Consider the following 23,216-nt stretch of genomic DNA (forward strand, 5'->3'; position numbering starts at 1 on the left):
ACGCCTGCACATCTCGCGTTCGGCTAGGGTAGACGTCGAGATTGCGCCCGCCGTGTGCCTGTGGGACGCAGGCAGCGAAGGACGATGCGATGGATTCCCCCTACATGCAGAACGGTTCTGCTCGGTTGGAAGAGCTGTTTCCGGGAGACAACACGACCGACCGTCGGTTCCGAGAGCTCGACTGGGCCGCGACCGCACTCGGTCCGGTGGAGCAGTGGCCGTCAGAGCTGGTGACGGCCATTCGCACTGTCATGCCGTCGACGATTCCGATGCTGATCTGGTGGGGGCCCCGCCTGGTACAGATTTTCAATCACACCTACACCGATTTTCTCGGCGACAAGTTTCCGGACGCTGTCGGGCAGCCGGCACACGAATGTTGGTCCGAGATGTGGGACTACGTCGGCGGCCTGTGCGCGCAGGTGATGGACGGTCGTGAGGCAGTGCACGGCGTTCGGCAGCTGTTCGTCATGGAGCGCTACGGCTACCCGGAGGAGACGTACTGGACCTTCTCGTACAGCCCGATCTTCGGGCCCGGTGACGCCGTGCTCGGCGTCTTCGTGGCCACGACCGAGGTGACGATGCAGGTGCTCGGTGAGCGCCGTATGCACGCGCTTCTCGCCCTGGGATCGCTGACCGGCGACGACAGCGGCGGTCCGGTCGGAATCTGCCGCGCCGCGGTCGACGCACTCGGCGAGGAACCCCGAGAGTTCCCGCTGGTGGCTGCGTACCTGCGACGCGATCTCGCCGACGACGGAGAACTCGACCACATCGCGACATCGGGTGCCCCCGGCTGTGAGGCAGCGACCTGGGATCTCGCCGCCGTGACCGAGGTCTCGGACGGGCGGGCGCACCTTGCGAGCGTCGACGTGGACGGAACGGTCGCGAATGCGGTGATCGTTCCACTGACGCTCGCCGGTCGCGTCCGGCCCATCGGAGCCTTGTTGGTCGGAGTCGACTCACTACGGGCCCGCGACGACTCCGCCACCTCGTTCTTCGTAGCGGTGGCCGAGCGGATGTCCACGGCACTGACCGCCTCGCACGCGTTCGAGATGGAACGACGCCGGGTGGCGGCGCTGGCCGAGGCGGACGAGGCCAAGACTCGACTGCTCGAGAACGTGGGGCACGAGTTTCGCACTCCCCTCACCCTGCTCGCCGGCCCGTTGGACTCCGTGCGCCAGAGCACGACCTCGACCCTGACCGATTCCGACAGGGACGCACTCGACGTGGTGCATCGCGCGTCCGCTCGGCTCCGGCGTCTCGTCGACGATCTGCTCGACATCGTCAGTGCCGACGCCGGGCGGCTGCGCGCTGACCTCGAACCCACGGACTTGGCGGCCGTGACACGGGACTGCGCGTCGATGTTCGCGGCGGTCGCGTCGGATCAGGGCCTCGAGCTCGCGATCGACGCGGCCGAGAGCGGCGTGGTTCTCACCGACGGCGAGATGTGGTCGAAGGTGGTGTTCAACCTGGTCGCGAACGCCGTCAAATACACCCCGACAGGCCGCGTCTCCGTTCGCCTCGTCACCGACGCGGACTCGATTCGATTGGTCGTCGCAGACACCGGTCTGGGCATTCCCGAGGCCGATCTGTCTCGGATATTCGATCGGTTCCACCGGGTCGAGCGGTCCGGTGCGCACAGCATCGAGGGGTCCGGAATAGGCCTTGCCCTCGTATCGGATCTGATCACGGCCCTGGACGGGCGGATCGACGTGGACAGCGAGGTGGGCATCGGCAGCACCTTCACAGTGGTGGTACCACGACGGCCGGTGGAATCGACCGAATCAGTGGATCGACCGGTCACCACCGCCGATTCGGTATCGGCGATCTTCGCCCCGGCCGAGTCGGCATCGGCCGCCGTCGACCGCGCGGACGTCCTGCTCGTCGAAGACAACATCGACATGCGTAACTACCTCGTCCGGCTCCTGACGGACGAAGGCTGGACCGTCACGACCGCGGGGGACGTGGAGTCCGCGCTCGATCGCGCGCGCTCGTCGGCACCGGGACTGGTGCTCACCGACGTCATGTTGCCCGGCCGCAGCGGACTGGAACTCGTCGACGACATTCGCCGCGATACCGTACTGCAGCGAGTGCCGGTGATCCTGCTGACTGCGCGCGCGGGAACCGACTTCGTGCTCGACGGCTTGGGCCGCGGTGCCGACGACTACATCGTCAAACCGTTCCACGATCGTGAGCTGGTGGCTCGGGTTCGGGTGCACCTCGAACTCTCCCGCATGCGGGAGCAGTTGATCGAAGAAAGCGACAACCAGACCGCGACGCTACGCACTGCTCTCGATACCCGCGCAGCCATCGGTCGGGCCGTGGGAATCTTGATGTCGGTGTATCGCATCGATGCGGACGCGGCTTTCGCGCGGCTGACCGAGCTGTCGCAGAACACCAACCGCAAAACCCGCGACCTGGCAAAGATGATCGCCGACGATTTCACTGCCGGGCTGGGCCGCGAGGGTCAGTGATTGCGGCGGTAGTTCTCGCGCTCGCGTTCCATTTCGGCCGTCTTCTTCGCACTCTTCAGATCAGCTGGTAGACCGTGGATTTCGAGGCGACGAGCGCGATTTTGGTCCATGTATGCGGCGGTGTAGAACAGTGCGAGCAGCAAACTGAGCAGCACCATCGAGGCGCGTAGCCAGATCGCTCCGGGGAACAGGACGAAAAATCCGATGAAGATCGGCAGGAAGGGAATCATCGACCGCAGGATGTGACGCGGCGTGGCACCGGGTCCGACGAGGTCGCGTCGCACCCAATCCTGTTGTGAGTCCGGCAGTTTGCGGCCGAGGACGGCGTAACCCAGCCACTGGCCGAAGGAGGGACGGTTGCGGTTGTCGTTCATGACAGTGCTCCTGCTGCGATGGCCGCGTCGTTGACTCGGGTGAGAACGCGTCGAAGATCGTCCAGCTCGGCCAACGAGGCGCCGAGCTTCTTCACGACGGCGGGCGGGATCTTCTCGGCCTTGCTTCTCAGGGCGGCCCCGGCCGGGGTGAGCGCGACGAGGAGAACGCGTTCGTCCTCCGGACTTCGCGTGCGGGACAGCAAGCCCATCGATTCCAGACGCTTGAGCAGCGGTGAGAGCGTAGGGGAGTCGAGCTGCAACGCCGATCCGATGGCCTTGACCGACAACGGCGACTCGCCCCATAGTGCCAGCATCACCAGATACTGCGGATGCGTGAGACCCATCGGCTCGAGTAGTGGCCGGTACACCGACAGAACGGCACGGTTGGCGACGGCGAGCGCAAAACAGACTTGCCGATCGAGCGCCAGTGGATCCTCGGTGGTGGTCACGAAATCCAGGCTACCAGATTTGCTTCGTACCCTAATGGTTAGTGCACTAACTGTTGGGGTCGAACCCGATGCCGGGCTCGAAAGTTGCTGCTGAAAAGGGAGAATGGACCGGTTCTGCGGCGTGAACAAAGTTCCGGTCGGTCCGATTCGGAGAACTTCGCGTTCGACGTTCTATCCCGTCCGAACCTGTGCGATGCTCCGTGTCGATTCGCTGTTTCCCCGCAAACACATCCCGAGAGGATCGCCATGCGTCGTCGACGCATCTTCACCCCGTTCGTCGTCGCCGCGGCGTTGTCGTTGTCGTCCATCGGCGTAGCTGCTGCGGAGCCTGTCGCCACTGCTCGCATCGTGGGCACCGCCATCGCGTCGGACACCTTGCGCACGCTCAGTGTGGACTCGCCTGCCATGGGCGGCGTCGTCGAGGTGCAGGTGCTGACTCCTGCCGTGAAGGCCGGACCTCGTCCGACGCTGTACATGCTCAGCGGCATCGGCGAGGAAGATCCGCACAACAGCATGTGGCTCCGCAAGGGCGGCGCGGCAGAGTTCTTCGCAGACAAGAACGTCAACGTGGTGCTGCCGTTGGCCGGCCCCGGGAGCTTCTACACCGACTGGCAGCGCGACGATCCCAAACTCGGCCGGTATCAGTGGGAGACGTTCCTGACCGAGGAACTGCCGCCGCTGATCGACGCGGCAGTGGACGGCAACGGGCGCAATGCCATTGCGGGACTGTCGATGGGCGCTCAGTCGGCCATGATGCTGGCCGCGCGCAATCCGGACGTCTACTCCGGGGTGGCGTCGTACAGTGGATGCTTCGCGTCCTCGGAACCGTTGGGCCAGGCCAGCATTCGGGCAATCGTCGGAGCCTTCGGTGGCAATGCCGACAACATGTGGGGTGGTCCCTTCGATCCTGAGTGGGCAGAACACGATTCGGTCGTCGATGCCGAGAGTCTGCGCGGCACCGACGTGTACGTGTCGGTGGGAACCGGCGCACCGGGACCGCACGAGAGCTTCGACAGCCCATCGGCATTGGACGTCGTCGTGGTCGGCGGCCTCATCGAGGTGGGCGCGAACTACTGCACCCACCGACTCGCGGACCGGCTCGGTCAGTTGAACATCCCGGCGACATTCGACTTCACCGAGACCGGAACCCACTCGTGGCCGTACTGGGTGGACCAGTTGCCCAAGAGCTGGCCGACACTGGCGGGTTCGCTGGGGATCTGATCTGGAGGTTCAGACAGCCGGTCTGTTATCGATCAAACGTCGTGCCTTGCCGATGGAACGCTCCAGCGCAGCCGGGGCGACGACGTCGACTCCGATGCTGACTCCGATGCGATCCTTGACCAACTTCTTCAGTGTCGCTGCCGCAATCGGATGTGCGTCGAGCGGGGCGTCGGGACGGGCCTCCACCAGAACGGTCATCGAGTCCATGCGGCCGGCGCGTTCGAGGACGCACTGAAACTGCGGTGCCAGAACGGGAACGGTGAGAATCAGCTCCTCGATCTGCGTCGGGAAGAGGTTCACGCCTCGCAGAATGATCATGTCGTCGGTGCGGCCGGTGACCTTCTGCATGCGGCGCATGGTGCGGGCCGTGCCGGGCAGCAGTCGCGTCAGATCGCGCGTGCGGTACCGGATGATCGGCATCGCTTCCTTCGACAAGGATGTGAACACCAATTCACCCTCCTCGCCGTCGGGCAGGACTTCGCCGGTCACCGGATCGATGACCTCCGGGTAGAAGTGATCCTCCCAGATGTGTAATCCGTCCTTGGTTTCGACGCATTCCATCGCGACGCCCGGCCCCATCACCTCGGACAGGCCGTAGATGTCGACGGCGTCCATGTCGAGGGTCTTCTCGATCTCCTTGCGCATCTCCTCGGTCCAGGGCTCCGCACCGAAGACGCCCGTCTTCAGCGACGTCTTCGCCGGATCGATGCCCTTCTTGACCATTGCATCGACGATGGTCAGCATGTACGACGGCGTCACCATGATGGCGTCGGGCTCGAAGTCTTCGATCAGCTGGATCTGGCGGTCGGTCATACCACCGGACATCGGGATGACGGTGCAGCCCAGCCGTTCTGCCCCGTAGTGCGCGCCGAGGCCGCCGGTGAACAGCCCGTATCCGTAGGCCACGTGCACCTTGTCCGACGGCTTCACGCCACCGGCACGCAGGCTGCGGGCTATCAGGTCGGCCCAGTTGCTGATGTCGTTCGCGGTGTAGCCGACGACCGTGGCTTTGCCGGTGGTGCCCGAGGACGCGTGGATGCGCGACACCTGGTTCTGCGGCACCGCGAACATCCCGAACGGGTAGTTCTCCCTCAGGTCCTTCTTGGCGGTGAACGGGAACTTCGACAGATCCGACAGATCCTTCAGATCGCTGGGGTGCACCCCGGCGTCGTCGAAGGCCTTCGTGTAGTGCGGAACGTTGTCGTACGCGTGCTGCAGCGACCATCGCAGGCGCTCCAACTGCAGCGTGGAAATGCGGTCCCGAGAGGCGAACTCGATGTCGGGGGTGTCTGTGGGGGCGGACAGCACACTGGTCATGATGGTTCTCTCGGTCTCAGGCGTCGAAGTCGACGGTCACGGTGTCGCTGACGGGGAAGGTCTGGCAGGTGAGAACGAAGCCGGCGTCGACCTCGTTGTCCTCGAGGGCGTAGTTGCGGCGCATGTCGACGTCGCCGACGGTCACCTTCGCGCGGCAGGTGCCGCACACGCCGCCCTTGCACGCAAAGGGAAGATCGGAGCGCAGCTGCTCGGCCGAATCCAAGATCGATTCGTTCTGCGGCAGAGCGCCTTTCACCTCCCGGCCATCGAGGATGATCGTGACCTCACTGCTGGGTCCGGTGATACCGGGCTCGCGGTGTTTCTCCTGCGGCGGAGGTACGTCGTCGACGTAGAAGAGTTCGGCGTGAATGCTGGTCTTCTCCACACCGAGGTCTCCGAGAACCTGTTGGGCATCGGTGACCATGCCGAACGGACCGCACAACCAGAAATGATCGATGTCCGGGGTCGCGACGACGGTGTTCAGGATCTCGCGCAGTCGATCCGCGTCGAGCCTGCCGCTGAAGAGTTCGACCTCGCGGGGCTCTCGGGACAGCACATGGATGACGTCGAATCGGCTGCCGTACTGGTCTTTGAGGTCCGCGATCTCCTCGGCGAACATCACCGTGCGTGTCCGCCGATTTCCATACAGCAGAACCACTTCTGCGTCGGGGTTGGCGAGAACGGAGGCGGCGATCGACAGCATCGGGGTGATGCCGGAACCGGCGGCAATGAGTACGTGCCTGCCCGCCTGAGCGGGATCGGCGTGGAAGTTACCGGTCGGACCTTGCACGTCGATGCGGTCACCGGCCTTGACCTCGTGGACGAGCCAGGACGAGAACAAGCCGTCGGAGACTTCGCGTACGCCGACGCGGGGACGGGCACCGGCCGGGGCGCAGATGGAGTAGGAGCGGCGATGTTCGACGCCGTCGACGGTGCGGCTGAGCATCAGTGACTGGCCAGGCCGGAAGTCGAACTCCTCCGTCAGGTGTTCGGGCACATCGAAGGTGACGGCCACTGCGTCGTCGCACAGTGACTCTACGTCGGCGACGGTCAGCGTGTGAAAAGGCTTGTTGCGCACGTTCTTCTGTACGGGCTCGGCGGTGACGGTCATCAGATTTCCTTGACGTGGTCGAAGGGTTCGAGGCAGTCGTCGCACCGGTACTGCGCTTTGCACAGGGTGGCACCGAATTCGGACGTGAGCCGAGTGTTCGCGGAACTGCATTGCGGGCAGGCGATCTGCCGTGGTTTCACGGTGAGGGTCAGCGGTACCGGTCCGCTCGTGCGCGCCGGCGCGGGACCTGGCACGGAGTAACCGGATTCGCGAAGCTTGCGCAGGCCGTCCTCGGAGATCCAGTCGGTACTCCAGGCGGGGGTCAGACTCGTGACGATCTCGACATTCGAGTAGCCGTGATCGGTGAGCTTGTGCGCGATGTCGTCCCGCATCGTTGCCATGGCCGGGCATCCGGAGTACGTCGGCGTGATGGTGACGAGCACGCTGCCGTCCTCGCGCACCTCGACGTCGCGCAGGACGCCGAGGTCGTCGAGAGTGAGCAGTGGCATCTCGGGGTCCATGACGGTGGCGGCGATCTCGCGAGCCGACAGTTCCATCGTTGTCACCAGACCCCCTCCGGATGCGCGCGGGCCACGACCTGCATCTCGGCGATGAGGGGGCCGAAGGCTTCGGTGTGAATGCCGCGACGACCACCGCGGCCGCCGATGGTGCCGACCGACTTGCCCTCGGGTGCTTCCAGTTCGGCTGCGTGCAGCACCTGTGCCAGAACGGAATCGAACTCCTCGCGCACATCACGGGGATCGACGGCAACGCCGACCTTCGCCAGGGCGATCTCCTCGTCCGTGGGAAGGAACAGCTCGGAGACGTACGGCCAGATTCGAGTGACGGCATCGCGGACGCGTCGCTTCGATTCGTCGGTACCGCAGCCCAGAGTGACGACCCAGCGAGCCGAGTAATCACGGTGGTAGGTCAGTTCTTTGACGCCCTTGTTCGCCACCGCCGCGAGGACCGGATCGCGGGAATCCTGCAGACGAGTGAACACGGCGAGTCGCCACGTCGAGAACACCAGCAGGCGAACCAGCGATTTCGCGAAGTCGCCGTTGTCGAGCTCGGTGAGCCGGACGTTGCGGAAATCGGCCTCGTCGCGGAAGAACGCCAGTGCATCCTCGGCCGGTGCGGGTGAGGTGTCCGAGATGAACGGCACGGTTGCAGAATCCGCCGCTGCGGCACGGGCCAGGAGTAGGCGTGCCTGCCCGAGCAGGTCGAGGCCGACGTTGGCCAGCGCCACTTCCTCTTCGAGCTCGGGCGCACGGGTGCTCCACTGGGCTAGGCGCTGCGAGCTGATCAGCGCGTCATCACCGAGCATGAGGCAGTACGCGGCAAGGGCTTCGAGGTCGACGTCGTCGGGAACGGTGGTGTCGACCCCGGCCAGTGGGTCGTCGAAACTGGTACCGAATGCCCACTGCCCGTGCGAGTCCTCGTCGACGAGGCCCTCATAGGCGTTGTCGTGATCGGTCATGAGTGCGTGTCCTCGGATCGATGGTGGTGCAGCGGAGTGGGTCTCACATGTGGGGGACATTGTCGGGGATCTCGTAGAACGTCGGGTGGCGGTACACCTTGTCGCCGCTCGGGGCGAAGAACGGATCCTTTTCCGACGGCGACGACGCGACGATCGAATTGGACGGAACCACCCAGATGCTGACGCCCTCGTTGCGGCGGGTGTAGACGTCGCGAGCGTGCCGTAGGGCCATGTGGTCGTCGGCGGCGTGGAGTGATCCGACGTGGACGTGGTTCAGGCCGCGCTTGCCGCGCAGGAACACCTCGTACAACGGCCAATCAGCTTTGACTGCTTCCCTTTTCGGCTCGACCGGCACGTTCTCGGTGGGTACTGCGCCGTGGCCGCCCTCTGCGGTGAACTGGGCTTCTTCAGGGCGTGTCATGATGCTGCGTTCCTTTCGGCAAATGCGGTCGCGGCCTCGCGGACCCAGGCTCCGCCGTCGTGGGCTGCGCGCCGGTTCGCGACGCGCTCGATGTTGGAGGCTCCGTTGCCCTTGATGACCTGCATGAACTCGGACCAGTCGGGCTCACCGAAATCGTGCGACTTGCGCTCCTCGTTCCACTTCAGATCCGGGTCCGGGAACGTGACGCCCAGTGCCTTCGCCTGCGGAATCGACATGTCGACGAAGCGTTGGCGCAGTTCGTCGTTGGTGTGGCGCTTGATGCCCCACTTCATGGACTGCTCGGTGTTGGGCGACTCGTCGTCCGGCGGACCGAACATCATCAGTGCCGGCCACCACCAGCGGTTCACCGACTCCTGGACCATGGAGCGCTGTTCGTCGGTGCCGCGCATCATCGTCGCGAGCAGTTCGTAGCCCTGGCGCTGGTGGAAGGACTCTTCTTTGCACACGCGGATCATGGCGCGGGCATACGGTCCGAAGCTGCTGCGGCACAGAGGAACCTGATTGCAGATCGCTGCGCCGTCGACCAGCCAGCCGATGGTGCCGACGTCGGCATACGTCAGGGTGGGGTAGTTGAAGATCGAGGAGTACTTCTGCTTGCCCTCGATGAGCTTGACCGTCAGGTCGGCACGGTCTGCTCCGAGCGTCTCGGCCGCCGAGTAGAGGTAGAGACCGTGGCCGGCTTCGTCCTGCACCTTGGCCATCAGGATCGCCTTGCGGCGCAGCGACGGTGCGCGGGTGAGCCAGTTGCCCTCCGGCTGCATGCCGATGATCTCGGAGTGAGCATGTTGGGCAATCTGACGGATGAGTGACTTGCGATAGGCGTCGGGCATCCAGTCGCGAGGCTCGACGCGCTGCTCGCGGGCGATGGTCTCGTCGAACCCGTCCTGCAGCGTTTCGGCGGACAGAGTGTTTGACGTGGTCATAAGTCCTACTTTCATTACCGAATGATCGGTTGGTAACCAGTATGCCTGGAAGTGACCCCGTGCACAAGAGCGGCTACGCCGCACGTGCGTGAAACTTCGTAGCAGGGGTCGAGTTTCTGTTCACATGGGTCGTTCCGCAGGCTCCACTCCCGCTCACCTGCCGACGAAGGAGGCTCTCGTCTTGTTCAGGAACGCGTCGACGGCAGCTTTGTGGTCGACGGTCTGTCCCAGTGCGGTCTGAGCCGCAGCCTCGCGGTCCAGGGCATCGGACAGTCCGGATCGAGCGATCAGCGACTTGACCTGCTTGTAGGCCAGAGTGGGGCCGGCCGCGAGGGAGGCGGCCAGCGTGCGTGCGGTCTCCAGGACGTCGGCGTCGTCGACGACCCGGTGCACCAGACCCCAGTCGAGGGCCTGGGCGGCGGTGACCTTGTCGCCGAGCAGCATCAGCCCCGCGGCACGGCTGGAGCCCAGCGCCTCGACCAGTGCATAGCTCAGTCCCGAATCGCTGGCCAGACCGATGCCGGTGAACGCTGTCGCGAACGAGGACTTGGTGCCCGCAACCCGGATGTCGCCGGCCAGTGCGATCCCGAGCCCGGCACCGACACATGCGCCGGGGATGGCGACGACGATCGGAACCTCGAGCGCTGCCAGTCCTCGGATCACCGGGTTGTAGTGTTCGCCGACGGTATCCATCGCTGTCGCGGGATCGGCCTCGAGCGCGGCGACGTGCTCACCGAGATCCTGGCCCACGCAGAAGTTCTTGCCTTCCGCGGTGATCAGCACGGCGCGCACGCTGGGGGCGGCGGCGTTCTGCACTGCCGACAACAGCCCGACTTTCGTCATGACGTCGAGAGCATTGTGTGCGTCGGGGCGCGCGAGGGTGATGGTCGCCAAGCCGTCGGCGACGTCGAACCGTACCGTCATGCGTTCGTCCAATCGTGAAAGCCGCGACCGGACTTGCGCCCGATGTCGCCGCGAGCAACCATGTCTCGCAACAACTGCGGGGGAGTGAACCTGTCGCCGAGGGTCGACGCCAGGTGTTCTGCGATCGCGAGCCGCACGTCCAATCCGACGAGGTCGGTGGAACGCAACGGGCCCATCGGATGCTTGTAGCCGAGTTCCATGGCGCGGTCGATGGATTCCGCGTCGGCGACGCCTTCTTCGAGCATCCGGATGGCTTCGAGGCCCAGGCAGACGCCGAGACGCGAGGTAGCAAAACCGGGGGAGTCGTTCACGAGCACTTCGGTCTTGCCGAGCAGCGACACCCACTGCTGCACTCGCTCCACCACATCTGCGGAGGTGGCGGGAGCTCGCACGATCTCGACCAGAGTCGACGCCGGGACCGGGTTGAAGAAGTGCATCCCGATGAAGCGGCTCGGATCGCTCAGTGCTGCGCCGAGTTCTGCGATGGAAATCGAGCTCGTGTTCGACGCGATAATCGTCTCGTTCGACACGGCCTTGTCGATGAGAGCCAGTACCTCGACCTTGAGCGACGGGATCTCGGGTACCGCTTCGACCACAAGATCCAAGTCAGCGGGCAGAGCATCCGGCCCGGCGACGGTGGTCACCCGAGCGAGGATTGTCGCGGGGTCCTCGCTGAGCTTGCCGCGTTCGTGTGCCCGAGCCAAGCCCGTCTCGACGCGGCCCAGCGCGGCCTGTTGGTCGGCTGCTTCGGCGATGATGACGATGGAGCCGAGGGCCGCGAAGATCTGCGCGATGCCCGCACCCATGCGTCCGCCACCGACGACACCTACTGAGTGAGGAGCTGTCATTTATTCTTCTCCAGAAATGCCGTCATCCGGCGTTGTTTGTCTTCGGTCTCGAACAGCACGGCCTGAGCGATGTCGTCGGCCCACGGGTGTGAGCCGGGCGCATCGAGGATCTTCTTGGTCAGTGTCAGCGCCAGAGGTGCCTGTCTCGCAATGCGATCCGCCAGGGCGTGCGCAGCGGCCAATGGCTCGTCGACGACCTCGAGCACCAGGCCGGACCGGAGGGCAGTATCGGCGTCGAGAGTGCGGCCACCGAGGAGCACCTGCTTCGCGACGGAGACCCCTACCAGGGTCGGCAGTCGGTAGCTGGCTCCGGCGGCTGCCATGATGCCCAGTCCTGGTTCGGGATTGCCGAACATCGCAGTCGACGACGCGATGCGGATATCGCACGCGTACGAGAGTTCGGCTCCACCGCCGAGGGCGTAGCCGCGGACGGCTGCGATCGTCGGTAGGGGCAGTGCAGCGATGCGGTCGAACAGGTTTCGGTTGATGCCACGTAATGCGTCGTCGCGGGTACGGGCCCGCAGCTGATTGATGTCGGCACCCCCGGCGAAATGCTCGCCCGCTCCGGTCAGGACGACGATCTTGGGATCCTGCTCCACCAGCGCGCACACCTCGTGCAGCTCGCCGATCATCTCGGAATCGATTGCATTGCGGTGCTTCTCGCGGTTCAGGATGACGACAACGCGGTCGGTCAGCTCCTCCACGGTCAGCGTGTTCATGGTGCCTCGATCAGCATCGACACGCCTTGCCCGACGCCGACGCAGAGCGTCGCAAGACCACGGGAGGCTTTCTCGCGTTCCATCCGGCCCAACAGCGTCAATAGGATTCGGGCACCCGACGAGCCGAGGGGGTGGCCCAGTGCGATGGCACCACCGTCGGCATTGACGATGTTCTCGTCGAGTTTCAGCTGACGGATGACGCCGAGGGACTGCGCCGCGAAGGCCTCGTTGAGTTCGACGGCTCCGAGGTCGTCGATCGACCATCCGGCGCGAGTGAGTGCCTTCTGCGTGGAGGGCACCGGTCCAAGCCCCATGATGTGCGGTGCGATACCGGCGCTCGCGCTGGTGACGATGCGGCCGCGGACCTCGAGGCCGTACTTGTGCACGGCCTCCTCCGAGGCCACCACCAATGCCGACGCACCGTCGGTGAACGGAGACGACGTGCCGGCGGTGACGATGCCGTCCTTACGGAACACGGTCTTCAGGGTGCCGAGCTTCTCGAGTGTGGTTCCGCGCCGCGGCGTCTCGTCCTCGGTGACGTCTCCGTTTTTGGTCATGACAGGCACGATTTCGTCGGCGAAGCGTCCGGCGTCCTGGGCGGCGATGGCACGCTGCTGGCTGCGGAAGGCGAAGGCGTCGGACTCCTCGCGAGTGATGCCCTCACTGAGCGCGACCTCCTCGGCGGTCTCGCCCATCGACAACGTGATCTTGGGGTCGGTTCCCGCATCGTGGGAGGCGAAGGTCGGATTGGTGAATCGCCAGCCGAGGGAGGTGTCGAAGACATCTCCGGGCTTGGCCCATGCGGTCGCCGGCTTGGCCATGACCCAGGGCGCGCGTGTCATGGACTCGACGCCGCCGGCCACGATGATGTCGGCCTCACCGCTGCGAATGGTGCTGGCGGCGTTGGCCACTGCGGTCAGTCCGCTCGCGCATAGGCGGTTGACGGTGTAGCCCGGCACCGATTGAGGCAGACCTGCGAGCAGAACCGCCATTCGGGCCACATCGCGATTATCCTCGCCTGCCTGGTTCGCGGCACCCAGAATCACCTCGTCGATTCGATCGACGGGCACACCCGCTCGGCGGACGGCCTCGGCGACGACCAGCCCGGCGAGATCGTCGGGTCGCACCGACGCCAGGGCCCCGCCGTACCGCCCGTGCGGGGTACGCGCGCCGGTCACGAGAAATACTTCGCCCACTTCGGTCTCCTTCGTACGATTACCTCAATTAATAACCGAACATTCGGTCGTTTGGCAAGGTTTGATGTCCGCAGTGCTGTGGAATCGGCCGTCGACTGCGAAGATGTGGCAATGACAACCGCACGCGCGCCGCGCAAGACCGGACAGCCTGGGCGGCCGGGATACGACCTGGATTCGCTCTTGGCCGTGGCGGTCAAGGTCTTCAACGACCGGGGATACGACGGCACCAGCATGGAAGTTCTGGCGAAGCGGCTCGGCATCACCAAGTCCTCGATCTACCACCACGTATCGGGCAAGTCCGAGCTGCTCGAACTCGCACTGTCGCGGGCGCTCAATGCGCTGTTCGCCGTCACCACCGAGGATCGGGCGACCACCGGTCGCTACATCGACCGCCTCGAATACCTGGTCCGGCGAAGCGTGGACATCCTGTGCGCGGAACTGCCCTACGTGACGCTGCTGCTGCGCGTGCGGGGCAACACCGACGTCGAGCGACGGGCCCTCGCCCGTAGGCGTGAATTCGACTCGTTCGTCACCGGGCTCGTCGTGGCTGCGGCCGAGGAAGGTGACCTGCGACCCGGCGTCGACCCCGCATTGGCGTCCAAGCTGGTCTTCGGCACGGTCAACTCGCTCATCGAGTGGTACCGCCCGCGCACCGGGGGTTCTGTCGAGGAATTGGCCGATGCCGTGGTGGCCCTGACCTTCGATGGGTTGCGTCGCACCTAGAAGCGCAAGTCTTGACATCTCGGCGTCCGACGGCGATGGTAATTACCGACCGAACGTACGGTGAGATGGAGGCGTTGTGAGCAGACTTCTGGAAAGCTATGCCCAGGGCACGTGGTATTCCGCGTCCGACGAGGGAACGCCGCTGCTGAGCGCCGTCGACGGCAGCGAGATCGCCCGGGTGTCGTCCAGCGGCCTCGACGTCGCCGGCATGATCGACTACGCCCGCACCGTCGGCGGTCCAGCGCTCGCTGCCCTGACGTTCCACGAGCGCGCAGCCCTGCTCAAGCAGCTGGGCCTGACGCTGATGGCCGGCAAGGAGGAGTTCTACCAACTGTCGCGTCATACCGGAGCCACCACCCGCGATTCCGGCGTGGACATCGACGGCGGCTTCGGCACCGTGCTGAGCTACGCGAGCAAGGCCCGACGCGAGCTCCCCAACGAGACGGTCTACCTCGACGGTGCCATCGAGCAGCTCGGCAAGAAGGGCACCTTCCTCGGTCAGCACATCTACACCTCGCGCCGCGGTGTCGCCGTCCAGATCAACGCGTTCAACTTCCCCGTGTGGGGCTTCCTCGAGAAGCTGGCCCCGGCGTTCATCGCCGGCGTGCCCTCGATCGTCAAGCCCGCCAGCCAAACTGCATACCTCACCGAGCTGGTGTTCCGGCGGATCATCGAGTCCGGTCTGCTGCCCGAGGGCTCGCTACAGCTGCTGTGCGGCAGTGCGCGCGGCGTTCTCGACCACCTCGGCGGTCAGGACTCGGTGGCGTTCACCGGTTCTGCCGATACCGCAGCGACCCTGCGTTCACACCCCAACGTCGTCGGCGAGGGACTTCGCTTCACGGCGGAGGCCGACTCGCTCAACGCGTCGATCCTGGCTTCCGATGTGACACAGGATGATCCAGAGTTCGATTTGTTCGTCAAGGGTGTCTTCACCGAGATGACCTCGAAGGCCGGTCAGAAGTGCACGGCTATTCGGCGTGTGTTGGTGCCGCAGGACTCGGTCGAGCCCGTCATCGAGGCGCTGAAGGCCAAGCTGGGCAAGGTCGTCGTCGGTGATCCGGCAGACGACGGCGTCACCATGGGCGCACTCGCCAGCGTCGACCAGCGCGACGAAGTGCTGAAATCGATTCGCGGACTGACCAAATCGGCCACCGTCGTCTTCGGTGATCCCGACGCCGTGGATTCTCGGCCGGGTGCATTCATGGCACCGGTGCTGCTGAAGGCCGGCGACAAGAGCGCACCCGAACCGCACGAGATCGAAGCATTCGGGCCGGTGTCGACCGTTATCGGCTACGACGGAAGCGCAGATCTGCTCGACCTCGTCGCCCGCGGAAAGGGCTCTCTGGTCGCGTCTCTGGTGACCAAGGACTCCGCGATCGCGCGTGAGATCGTCCTGGGCAGCGCTCCGTACCACGGGCGCATCCTGGTGCTGAACTCCGAGGACGCCAAGGAATCGACCGGCCACGGATCACCGCTGCCGGTTCTGGTGCACGGTGGACCCGGCCGAGCAGGTGGCGGTGAAGAACTCGGTGGTATCCGCGGCGTGCTGCACCATATGCAGCGCACGGCAATTCAGGGAACACCGGACGTCCTGACGGCCATCGGCAACAAGTGGGTGACCGGGGCGAAGCAGACGACCGGCGACATTCATCCGTTCCGCAAGAACCTGGGCGAACTCAAGCTGGGCGACACCATCGTCGGTGGGCCGCGACAGGTGACCCGCGCGGACATCGATCACTTTGCCGAATTCACCGGCGATACGTTCTACGCACACACCGATCCCGAAGCGGCGGCAGCCAATCCACTGTTCGGCGGCATCGTGGCTCACGGCTACCTGGTGGTCTCGCTGGCCGCAGGGCTGTTCGTCGACCCGGCACCGGGCCCCGTGCTCGCCAACTTCGGCGTCGACAGCCTGCGCTTCCTGACCCCGGTCAAGGCCGAGGATTCCTTGACGGTCACGCTGACGGCCAAGCTGATCACCCCGCGTCAGAGCGCCGATTACGGCGAGGTGCGATGGGACGCAGTGGTCGTCAACCAGGACGGTGACCCCGTCGCCACCTACGACGTGCTCACTCTCGTCGCAAAGCCAGAGGCTGCGTCATGAGCATGCGAGTAGCCGTTTGTTACGGAATGCCCGAGGACACCGCCGCATTCGATCGTCACTACGCCGAGGTGCACGTTCCTCTCGCTCGCGCCGTCCCCGGGCTGATCGACTTCACCTGGGGCACGCTGAATTCACTCGACGAGTCACCGCCGCCGTACTACGCCATCGCGAGCCTGTACTTCGCGGACGAGGCATCACTGAAAGCAGGATTGGCCTCGCCGGAGATGAAGGCCGCAGGCAAGGATCTGCGCAATTTCGCGACCGGCGGCGTCACGATGTTCACCCAGAACGAGCGATCGGTGTTGCAGTCGTGACGGATTCGCCTATCGCCCGCGAGATGTTCGAGGTCGACGCAGCGTCCCGCAAGCTGGGCATCGAACTCATCGAGTTGTCACCCGGCCACGCGAGAATGTCGATGGTCGTCACCGAAGACATGGTCAACGGCTACGCCATCACACACGGCGGTTACGTCTTCCTGCTGGCGGACACCACCTTCGCGATGGCCTGCAACTCGCACGAGGACTCGGCCGTCGCGGCACGATGCGACATCCGCTACCTGCGTCCGACGAAGGCGGGAGACGTGCTGATAGCCGACGCCGTCGAGCGCGCGAGATTCGGCCGTAACGGTCTCTACGACGTGTCCGTGACGTGCCGAGGCGAGCTGATTGCCGAATTTCGGGGCGACAGCCGCACTGTGGCCAGATAGTCCGACCTCGTCGGAAGTACGGTGAGTCGATGACCACTGCCGATCTGTCTGCGTTGGCCGACGCCACGGCGGCTGCTGTGGGCGGCGCGGTATCGGTGATGGACCCCGCCGGCTACGTCGTGGCCTACTCGTCGCTGCCCGGGCAGCCGATCGACGACGTTCGGCGCGACGGAATTCTCGGCAAGCAGGTGCCGGCCGAGTACATGGCGCACCACACCGACGAGGAATTCCGGCGCAGTTCCGCGGTGCGGGTCGTCGCCGTTGCCGGCGTGCTGCCTCGCCTGGCCGTCCCGGTAGCCGGTGACGACGAGTACCTCGGTTCGATCTGGTGCATTGTCCCCACCGCGGGGGTGTCGCCGCCCGAGCCGACCGCTGTGGCCGCATTGCAACGGGCAGCAGCGGATGCAGCGCCATTGCTGAGCCAGCGCGCGCAGGCGGCCGGCATCGAACGCCCCAGGGCGCGTGAGTTACTGGCCGACCCAGCTGCCGTCACACCCGATGGGCAGCTGTACACGGTAGTGGCGGCCAGGACGGCGTCGGACCGGCCGGAAGCCGCCGCGTCACGACTACGAGGGATGCTCGAGCTGACATGCGGGCAGCAGCAGGACTCGGGTGCTGTCGTGATCGACGGCACCGTGTACCTCGTGATGAGGTCCGAGAACTCCGTCACAATAGGCGAATTGGAGCATCTACGCCTCCGGGCCGTCTCGTCTCTCGGCATTCCGGTGACGTTCGCGATCGGTGGACCGGACGAGCGCCCGTCGACTGCTCGAATGCATGCGCAGTGGGCGCTCGACGCGTGCGAGGACGGGTGTCCGACCATCGTGTTCGACGACGTCCGAGTCGGCGCCACGCTGCGTAGGGCGGGGGTAGCGCTGTCGGAGGTGCCGTTGGCGATGCCTGCCGTCGAACGCATGCTCGCCTGCGATGCCGCGGAAGGCACCGAGTACGCCGCGACGGTGCTGGCACTGTTGGCACACGAATCCAATGTCGCTGCCGCATCTGCATCGCTGTATCTGCACCCCAACACCTTCCGCTATCGGCTGCGGCGGACCAAGGAGTTGTTCGGTCTCGATCTCGACGACGCGGACACGCGGTTGCTCGTGTGGATGTCGCTCCGGCTCAGGGCCGAGCCGTGAGAACCTTTCCGGGGTTGAGCAGGTAATGCGGGTCGAGCAATTCCTTGATGCCGCGCTGCAGTTCCGCTGCAACCGGATCGAGTTCGGTCTCGAGTAACTCGCGTTTGAGCAGTCCGACGCCGTGCTCACCGGTGATGGTTCCGCCGAGTGAGAGAGCGAAAGCTGCGATCTCGTCGAATGCTAGGTGCGCCTTGGCCAATGACGCCGGATCGAGGGGGTCGACGATCACCGTCGGATGAATGTTCCCGTCACCGGCGTGGCCGACGACGCCGATGACGATGCCCAGCCGGTCTGCAACCCGGCCCACCTCGTCGATCATCGCGGCCAGCTGCGAGATGGGAACGGAGACATCGTCGACCAACGGTGAACCGAGACGCTCGAGCGCCGGGTACGCCAGACGACGGGCCTGCACGAGTTGCTCGGATTCGACCTCGTCCTCGGCGACGGCCACATCGGTCGCACCGGATTCGGTGCACAGTGCGGCAATCGCCTCGAGCTCCTCCACCGCGCCTGCGCCGATGTCGGATTGGGCGATCAACACGGCCGCTGCGTCGGTGCCGAAGTCCATCCGCGCGTAGGCGTCGATCGCGGCGAGGGTGGTGCGGTCCAACAACTCGAACAGGCTCGGAGTGATACCAGCGGCACGTATACGTGACACCGCCTCTCCCGCCGCGACGGTGGACGGGAAGGTCGCTGCCATGGTCAAAGGGGTCGCAGCGGGAAAGTCGAGGCCGACGGTCGCCTCGGTGATGATGCCGAGTGTGCCCTCGGATCCGACGAACAGCTCCGCCAGAGAGAGACCGGCCACGCCCTTGACGGTGCGTCGGCCGACGAACGTCGCCCGGCCGTCGGCGAGTACGACTCGCAGGCCACGGACGAATCGTGCTGTGACGCCGTATTTCACGCAGCACAGGCCGCCGGCGTTGGTGGCGATGTTGCCCCCGATCGTCGAGGCCTCCCAACTGGATGGATCAGGGAGGTACGTCAGTCCTTGTTGTAGGGCGGCATCTTTCAACTCTTTGTTGGTGACGCCGGGTTGCACGACGGCAGTGCGGTTGACGACGTCCAATTCGACGATTCTGTTCATCCGGCGGGTGTTGAGGGCAATGGCCCCGACGCTCGCATTCGCCGCTCCGCTCAGACCCGTCAACGCTCCCTGTGGCACCACGGGAATGCGATGTGCCGAAGCGATTCCCATGATTGCCTGCACGTCAGCTTCGGTGCTCGGCAGTACCGCCGCCAGCGGAAGGGCTGATTCGCAGAGGGCGGCTGCGTCGTGTCGAAAGCTCTCGAGGATATCCGGGTCGGTGACCACCGCATCCGTACCCAGAGCGCGCATCAGGTCGTCGATGATCGGTGAGTGATGAACGAGAGTCGACGTGGGTGCGGCCATGAGTTCGAGTATGACCGGCGTCACTGTCGATGTCTGCGTCGTTTCGGACGAAGCGAGGGGCTCGGATCGGTAATTCCCAACGAAGTGGGTCGATTGTGCTGTCGAGAGCGCGACCACCTTGACAAACTACGGTGGCGCCGGTCACAGTAATTACCGACCGAATGGACGGTGAGTTTTATCCGGTTCGTCGGTTGCCGAGTCCGCCGCTGTTCCTACCCCACGACACTCCGAACTGCCGCTTCCTCTCACGAGCGCCGGAGCCCGAACGAAACGAGACAAGTCGATGTCAACACAGGTCGAGACGCCCGCCGGGGTGTCGCGCGAGCATCGTCGCGCCGCCATGGCGTCCATGGTGGGTACCACCGTCGAGTGGTACGACTTCTTCATCTACGCGCAGGCAGCGTCGCTCATCTTCGCCAACCTGTTCTTCGCACCGATGGGGACCGCGGGCCAGCTGGTCGCCTACGTCACCATCGGCATCAGCTTCATCTTCCGTCCTCTCGGCGCCATCGTGGCGGGCTACTTCGGTGACAAGATCGGCCGCAAGAAAGTCCTCATCGCCACCCTGACGATGATGGGTGCCGCTACCGTCGGCATGGGACTGCTGCCCACCTACGCGACCATCGGCATCTGGGCTCCGATCATCCTGATCGTGCTGCGCATCCTCCAGGGCTTCTCCACCGGCGGTGAATGGGGTGGCGCTGCGCTGATGACCGTCGAGCATGCGCCGAAGGGCAAGCGCGGAATCTACGGTGCGGCAACTCAGATGGGTGTTCCGCTCGGCATGCTCATCGCGGTCGGCACCTTGGCGCTGTGCACCGGCTTGCTGAGCGAAGAGCAGTTCGAGGCCTGGGGCTGGCGTATTCCGTTCCTCATCAGCTTCGTGCTGATCCTCGTCGGCTTCTACATCCGCCGCCGCGTCGAGGAGACCCCGGTGTTCAAGGAGCTCGCAGAACGCAAGGAGCGCAACCACACTCCCGTTCGTGCACTGTGGCGCACCAACAAGAAGCAGGTCATGCTGGCCGCTCTGTCGTTCATCGGCACCAACGGCAACGGGTACATCATCGTCGGCGGTTTCATCGTGGCGTACTCGACGCGTGAGCACGGACTCGCTCGGGTGGACGTGTTGGTGGCCAGCCTGTTCGCTGCCATGGTCTGGGGAGTGTTCACACTTCTCGGTGCGTATCTGTCCGATCGCTACGCTCGCACCACCATCATGAACGTCGGAAACGCGGCAATGGTGTTGTGCGCCATCCCGTTCTTCCTGCTCGTCGACACCGGTGAGTTGCACTGGATCTACGTGGCCCTCGGTCTCTTCGCCGTCGGACTCGGACTCTCCTACGGTCCGCAGCCGGCTCTGTACGCCGAGATGTTCCCGGCAGCAGTCCGATTCAGTGGAGCATCGATCGGCTACGCCATCGGCACCGTGCTCGGTGGAGCCTTCGTCCCGACGATCTCCGAGGCTCTGTTCAACGGCACGGGTACCTCGATGTCCATCTCGATCTACCTGATGATCCTGGCGGCCGTCTCCTTCATTGCGACCTCACGGATCAAAAACCGTCGAGACGAGGATTTGAACGTCTGACGCAGCAACGACGAATGCCCCTGAACCATTGCGGTTCAGGGGCATTCGTCGTTCGCTCGTCGGCATACACCACATCGCGATTGATACGTGAGGTGCATAAAGCAATACTTAAATGATGTTGGACCGCATGAGTGACGGGCATAACAATCGTGGTGACAGATGACGGGCATCACGCCGAAGGTCGTCACCAAGTGCATAGCTGACCTCCGTGTCCGCCCTGCCAATGTCGAGCCCGGTGCTCGACGCCGAGAGAGAGAGAGATCGATGCTGGGGTTCAACAGAACGTCGAAGTTTGTGGCCATCGTCGGCGTCGTCGTCGTTCTCGGGTCTTGTTCGCAACCCGATGCCGAGATGGAACAGAGTGGTGAGGCCGGCGTCGAATGTGATTCTCTGACATCGGTTTCGCTCACCGATGCCATGGTCGAATCCGGCGAGATGGTGCAGGCCGGCACCGAATTGTCACTTCCTGGAGTAGACGAGCCCCTGGCGAGCCCCGAGACGTTCTGTCGGGTCAGAGGACAGGCAACGCCGGTCCCGGGTTCCCTGATCAACTTCGAGGTCTGGCTACCCACGGCGTGGAACGGTCGCGCTCACATGGTCGGTAATGGGGGCTACAGCTCCGCGATCAGGTACGAGTTGCTGGCAGACCGAGTCGGGCGAGGGGACGCGGCTATCGCCACCGACACGGGGCACACCGGCGACAGCGAAGCGTTCGGAAACGACAACGTCGAGGCGCAGAACGATTGGGGGCACCGAGCCGTGCACGAAACCGTTACTGCGGCGAAGGCGACGATCGCAGCTCACTACGGGCGCTCGGCCGACTATTCCTATTTCAGCGGATGTTCGACGGGCGGCCAGCAGGCTCTGATGGAGGCGCAACGCTATCCGGAGGACTTCGACGGAGTAATCGCTGGAGCACCCGGAAACAACCGCACCAATCTGAATCTGGCCTTCATGTGGCAATTTCTTCGGAACCACAATCCCGGAGACAATGAGACGGAAGTTCTCGACGAGGCGGATCTGGAGAACGTCAACCGAAGGTTCGTCGAGCGATTCGACAAGGTCGACGGAGTTGTCGACGGCATCGTGAACGACCCCTCTCGGGTGTCGTTCGATGTTACCGAACTTTCGACGCCCGACGAGACGGGATGGTCGTTGACCGATCGCCAGATCGAGGCATTGCAGTCGATGTACGCGGGTCCCGTTCGCTCGGGATCCGGCGAGGTGCTTTACCAAGGATGGCCGGCGGGCAGCGAATGGGTCGACGATGAGCAGGATGGACCATCTGGTTGGCACGATTACTGGGCCAACCCAAAGAAGCCGACGGAACCACAACGCGCAGACTTCTTTCGGCACTGGGCGTTCGAGGACCCGAATTGGGACTGGTGGTCCTTCGACTGGGACTCCGACGTCGACGCAGCACGAGCCGAGATGGGTCCGATCGTCGACGCGATAGACCCCGACCTGAGTCGGTTCGAAGCCGGCGGGGGACGGCTGTTGATGTTCAACGGTTGGCAGGACCCGGTCGTTTCTGCCCGAGACACAATTGCCTACTACGAGAGAGTGGCTGCATCGTCCGGATCGCTCGGAGCAGCGCAAGAGTTCGTTCGGCTCTTTCCGGTGCCGGGGATGGGCCATTGCTCCGGTGGTCCTGGCGCAACCAATTTCTCCTCCTCGATACGAGATTCATCCCCGCTGCAGGACGACGCAGAGCACGACATGAGTCGGGCAATGGAACGGTGGGTCGAAGAGGGTATCGCGCCGGATCGAATCGTCGCTGCACATTACGACGGTGACGGCGAGGCAACGTTCACCCGTCCACTGTGTGTGTACCCTCGGACGGCAACTTTCGTAGCGGGAGATACCGCTGACGACAACAGTTTCGAGTGCAACTGAGCCACATCGTGTCGATTGCTGCCCTACCGGTAGACCTGACAACAGGAAGCCGAAACTAGGCTATACGGGCCGAAGTCCCGAATAATGTAATGCCGGCACTGCAGTCAACGTTGGCTAGGTACATACTCCCACAACGAATCTCAGCTATCGGTCGCACCCGACTTGATTGCGAGGTCGGCAACGTCCAATTGTCCAGGGTTTATCAGCGCTCCTACGTTTTCAGGAGACACGGCCTCGGTCTATAGGAACGATCCG

The 23,216-nt window shown here is 64.4% G+C and carries 22 protein-coding genes; 9 read left to right on the forward strand and 13 right to left on the reverse strand.

The genetic code is table 11. From position 1 onward, the window contains the following. Window positions 1-89 precede the first annotated feature (89 nt). The gene (locus tag ACFI9K_RS12505; protein WP_462663793.1) at window positions 90-2,471 is read left to right on the forward strand and encodes a response regulator; all 2,382 of its coding nucleotides are present in this window, start codon (window positions 90-92) and stop codon (window positions 2,469-2,471) included. On the opposite strand, the gene ACFI9K_RS12510 is transcribed toward ACFI9K_RS12505, so the two are convergent. Both ACFI9K_RS12510 and ACFI9K_RS12515 read right to left on the reverse strand, forming a co-directional pair. Further along, window positions 2,465-2,845, reverse strand: coding sequence for a DUF5313 family protein (locus tag ACFI9K_RS12510; RefSeq protein ID WP_462663794.1), 381 nt, complete (start codon window positions 2,843-2,845; stop codon window positions 2,465-2,467). The genes ACFI9K_RS12505 and ACFI9K_RS12510 overlap by 7 nt on opposite strands. After that, window positions 2,842-3,294: a MarR family winged helix-turn-helix transcriptional regulator gene (locus tag ACFI9K_RS12515; RefSeq protein ID WP_462663795.1), complete on the reverse strand. Its 453-nt coding sequence runs from the start codon at window positions 3,292-3,294 to the stop codon at window positions 2,842-2,844. Before ACFI9K_RS12515 ends, ACFI9K_RS12510 begins: the two co-directional genes overlap by 4 nt. Window positions 3,295-3,540: 246 nt before the next feature. On the opposite strand from ACFI9K_RS12515, the gene ACFI9K_RS12520 reads away from it, so the two are divergent. Next, a complete protein-coding gene (locus ACFI9K_RS12520; protein WP_462663796.1) occupies window positions 3,541-4,515 on the forward strand; it encodes an alpha/beta hydrolase in 975 nt (324 codons plus the stop codon). Window positions 4,516-4,524: 9 nt separating this feature from the next. Here ACFI9K_RS12520 and paaK read toward each other — a convergent pair whose 3' ends face one another. The 10 genes from paaK to ACFI9K_RS12570 form a co-directional block, all read right to left on the reverse strand. Next, window positions 4,525-5,832, reverse strand: coding sequence for a phenylacetate--CoA ligase PaaK (gene paaK / locus ACFI9K_RS12525; RefSeq protein WP_462663797.1), 1,308 nt, complete (start codon window positions 5,830-5,832; stop codon window positions 4,525-4,527). 16 nt (window positions 5,833-5,848) lie between these two features. Beyond that, window positions 5,849-6,943 carry a 1,2-phenylacetyl-CoA epoxidase subunit PaaE gene (gene paaE, locus ACFI9K_RS12530; RefSeq protein ID WP_462663798.1) on the reverse strand — a complete coding sequence of 365 codons (1,095 nt, stop codon included), beginning with the start codon at window positions 6,941-6,943 and terminating at the stop codon, window positions 5,849-5,851. After that, a complete protein-coding gene (gene paaD / locus ACFI9K_RS12535) occupies window positions 6,943-7,440 on the reverse strand; it encodes a 1,2-phenylacetyl-CoA epoxidase subunit PaaD (RefSeq protein WP_462663883.1) in 498 nt (165 codons plus the stop codon). The genes paaE and paaD overlap by 1 nt, the downstream gene beginning before the upstream one ends. Window positions 7,441-7,445: 5 nt before the next feature. After that, the gene (paaC, locus tag ACFI9K_RS12540) at window positions 7,446-8,363 is read right to left on the reverse strand and encodes a 1,2-phenylacetyl-CoA epoxidase subunit PaaC (protein WP_462663799.1); all 918 of its coding nucleotides are present in this window, start codon (window positions 8,361-8,363) and stop codon (window positions 7,446-7,448) included. Window positions 8,364-8,406: 43 nt separating this feature from the next. Next, the gene (paaB, locus tag ACFI9K_RS12545) at window positions 8,407-8,784 is read right to left on the reverse strand and encodes a 1,2-phenylacetyl-CoA epoxidase subunit PaaB (protein WP_462663800.1); all 378 of its coding nucleotides are present in this window, start codon (window positions 8,782-8,784) and stop codon (window positions 8,407-8,409) included. Further along, complete coding sequence (gene paaA, locus ACFI9K_RS12550; protein ID WP_462663801.1) at window positions 8,781-9,728, reverse strand: 1,2-phenylacetyl-CoA epoxidase subunit PaaA; 948 nt, start codon at window positions 9,726-9,728, stop codon at window positions 8,781-8,783. The genes paaB and paaA overlap by 4 nt, the downstream gene beginning before the upstream one ends. A gap of 153 nt (window positions 9,729-9,881) precedes the next feature. Next, the gene (locus ACFI9K_RS12555) at window positions 9,882-10,652 is read right to left on the reverse strand and encodes an enoyl-CoA hydratase-related protein (protein ID WP_462663802.1); all 771 of its coding nucleotides are present in this window, start codon (window positions 10,650-10,652) and stop codon (window positions 9,882-9,884) included. Further along, window positions 10,649-11,500 carry a 3-hydroxyacyl-CoA dehydrogenase family protein gene (locus ACFI9K_RS12560; protein ID WP_462663803.1) on the reverse strand — a complete coding sequence of 284 codons (852 nt, stop codon included), beginning with the start codon at window positions 11,498-11,500 and terminating at the stop codon, window positions 10,649-10,651. Before ACFI9K_RS12560 ends, ACFI9K_RS12555 begins: the two co-directional genes overlap by 4 nt. Then, entirely contained in the window at window positions 11,497-12,219 is a 723-nt protein-coding gene (locus ACFI9K_RS12565; RefSeq protein ID WP_462663804.1) for an enoyl-CoA hydratase/isomerase family protein, read from the reverse strand. The genes ACFI9K_RS12560 and ACFI9K_RS12565 overlap by 4 nt, the downstream gene beginning before the upstream one ends. Next, window positions 12,216-13,415 (reverse strand): thiolase family protein, encoded by a 1,200-nt coding sequence (locus ACFI9K_RS12570; RefSeq protein WP_462663805.1) that lies wholly within the window; start codon window positions 13,413-13,415, stop codon window positions 12,216-12,218. Before ACFI9K_RS12570 ends, ACFI9K_RS12565 begins: the two co-directional genes overlap by 4 nt. A 111-nt stretch (window positions 13,416-13,526) precedes the next feature. Between ACFI9K_RS12570 and ACFI9K_RS12575 the strand changes: the two genes are divergently transcribed. The 5 genes from ACFI9K_RS12575 to ACFI9K_RS12595 all read left to right on the forward strand — a co-directional run bounded on the left by ACFI9K_RS12575 (window position 13,527) and on the right by ACFI9K_RS12595 (window position 18,087). Then, window positions 13,527-14,138 carry a TetR/AcrR family transcriptional regulator gene (locus ACFI9K_RS12575; protein ID WP_032380646.1) on the forward strand — a complete coding sequence of 204 codons (612 nt, stop codon included), beginning with the start codon at window positions 13,527-13,529 and terminating at the stop codon, window positions 14,136-14,138. Window positions 14,139-14,214: 76 nt separating this feature from the next. Continuing rightward, window positions 14,215-16,242, forward strand: a complete 2,028-nt coding sequence (paaZ, locus tag ACFI9K_RS12580; protein ID WP_462663806.1) for a phenylacetic acid degradation bifunctional protein PaaZ — start codon at window positions 14,215-14,217, stop codon at window positions 16,240-16,242. Next, on the forward strand, window positions 16,239-16,556 hold the full coding sequence (locus ACFI9K_RS12585) for an EthD family reductase (protein WP_462663807.1): 318 nt from the start codon (window positions 16,239-16,241) through the stop codon (window positions 16,554-16,556). The genes paaZ and ACFI9K_RS12585 overlap by 4 nt, the downstream gene beginning before the upstream one ends. 23 nt (window positions 16,557-16,579) lie before the next feature. Beyond that, window positions 16,580-16,948 carry a hydroxyphenylacetyl-CoA thioesterase PaaI gene (gene paaI, locus ACFI9K_RS12590; protein WP_462663884.1) on the forward strand — a complete coding sequence of 123 codons (369 nt, stop codon included), beginning with the start codon at window positions 16,580-16,582 and terminating at the stop codon, window positions 16,946-16,948. A gap of 29 nt (window positions 16,949-16,977) precedes the next feature. Further along, window positions 16,978-18,087, forward strand: a complete 1,110-nt coding sequence (locus tag ACFI9K_RS12595; protein WP_462663808.1) for a PucR family transcriptional regulator — start codon at window positions 16,978-16,980, stop codon at window positions 18,085-18,087. Here the strand turns inward: ACFI9K_RS12595 and ACFI9K_RS12600 are convergent. Further along, the gene (locus ACFI9K_RS12600) at window positions 18,071-19,480 is read right to left on the reverse strand and encodes an FAD-binding oxidoreductase (RefSeq protein ID WP_462663809.1); all 1,410 of its coding nucleotides are present in this window, start codon (window positions 19,478-19,480) and stop codon (window positions 18,071-18,073) included. The two genes, ACFI9K_RS12595 and ACFI9K_RS12600, sit on opposite strands and share 17 nt — an antisense overlap. Before the next feature lie 283 nt (window positions 19,481-19,763). On the opposite strand from ACFI9K_RS12600, the gene ACFI9K_RS12605 reads away from it, so the two are divergent. Continuing rightward, window positions 19,764-21,065: an MFS transporter gene (locus ACFI9K_RS12605; RefSeq protein WP_462663810.1), complete on the forward strand. Its 1,302-nt coding sequence runs from the start codon at window positions 19,764-19,766 to the stop codon at window positions 21,063-21,065. Between the two features lie 264 nt (window positions 21,066-21,329). Then, window positions 21,330-22,961: a tannase/feruloyl esterase family alpha/beta hydrolase gene (locus tag ACFI9K_RS12610; protein WP_462663811.1), complete on the forward strand. Its 1,632-nt coding sequence runs from the start codon at window positions 21,330-21,332 to the stop codon at window positions 22,959-22,961. Window positions 22,962-23,216 lie beyond the last annotated feature (255 nt).

The organism is Rhodococcus sp. PSi06, from assembly GCF_054960675.1.

Excerpts from the sequence above, each read along its gene's own strand:
- paaB (WP_462663800.1), bottom strand. The coding sequence starts at position 8,784 with ATGACACGCCCTGAAGAAGCCCAGTTCACCGCAGAGGGCGGCCACGGC.
- ACFI9K_RS12595 (WP_462663808.1), top strand. The coding sequence starts at position 16,978 with ATGACCACTGCCGATCTGTCTGCGTTGGCCGACGCCACGGCGGCTGCT.
- paaA (WP_462663801.1), bottom strand. The coding sequence starts at position 9,728 with ATGACCACGTCAAACACTCTGTCCGCCGAAACGCTGCAGGACGGGTTC.
- ACFI9K_RS12575 (WP_032380646.1), top strand. The coding sequence starts at position 13,527 with ATGACAACCGCACGCGCGCCGCGCAAGACCGGACAGCCTGGGCGGCCG.
- ACFI9K_RS12510 (WP_462663794.1), bottom strand. The coding sequence starts at position 2,845 with ATGAACGACAACCGCAACCGTCCCTCCTTCGGCCAGTGGCTGGGTTAC.
- ACFI9K_RS12585 (WP_462663807.1), top strand. The coding sequence starts at position 16,239 with ATGAGCATGCGAGTAGCCGTTTGTTACGGAATGCCCGAGGACACCGCC.
- paaE (WP_462663798.1), bottom strand. The coding sequence starts at position 6,943 with ATGACCGTCACCGCCGAGCCCGTACAGAAGAACGTGCGCAACAAGCCT.
- ACFI9K_RS12600 (WP_462663809.1), bottom strand. The coding sequence starts at position 19,480 with ATGGCCGCACCCACGTCGACTCTCGTTCATCACTCACCGATCATCGAC.
- ACFI9K_RS12560 (WP_462663803.1), bottom strand. The coding sequence starts at position 11,500 with ATGACAGCTCCTCACTCAGTAGGTGTCGTCGGTGGCGGACGCATGGGT.
- ACFI9K_RS12605 (WP_462663810.1), top strand. The coding sequence starts at position 19,764 with ATGTCAACACAGGTCGAGACGCCCGCCGGGGTGTCGCGCGAGCATCGT.
- ACFI9K_RS12565 (WP_462663804.1), bottom strand. The coding sequence starts at position 12,219 with ATGAACACGCTGACCGTGGAGGAGCTGACCGACCGCGTTGTCGTCATC.
- paaK (WP_462663797.1), bottom strand. The coding sequence starts at position 5,832 with ATGACCAGTGTGCTGTCCGCCCCCACAGACACCCCCGACATCGAGTTC.
- ACFI9K_RS12555 (WP_462663802.1), bottom strand. The coding sequence starts at position 10,652 with ATGACGGTACGGTTCGACGTCGCCGACGGCTTGGCGACCATCACCCTC.
- paaD (WP_462663883.1), bottom strand. The coding sequence starts at position 7,440 with ATGGAACTGTCGGCTCGCGAGATCGCCGCCACCGTCATGGACCCCGAG.
- ACFI9K_RS12610 (WP_462663811.1), top strand. The coding sequence starts at position 21,330 with ATGCTGGGGTTCAACAGAACGTCGAAGTTTGTGGCCATCGTCGGCGTC.
- paaI (WP_462663884.1), top strand. The coding sequence starts at position 16,580 with ATGTTCGAGGTCGACGCAGCGTCCCGCAAGCTGGGCATCGAACTCATC.
- paaC (WP_462663799.1), bottom strand. The coding sequence starts at position 8,363 with ATGACCGATCACGACAACGCCTATGAGGGCCTCGTCGACGAGGACTCG.
- ACFI9K_RS12505 (WP_462663793.1), top strand. The coding sequence starts at position 90 with ATGGATTCCCCCTACATGCAGAACGGTTCTGCTCGGTTGGAAGAGCTG.
- ACFI9K_RS12520 (WP_462663796.1), top strand. The coding sequence starts at position 3,541 with ATGCGTCGTCGACGCATCTTCACCCCGTTCGTCGTCGCCGCGGCGTTG.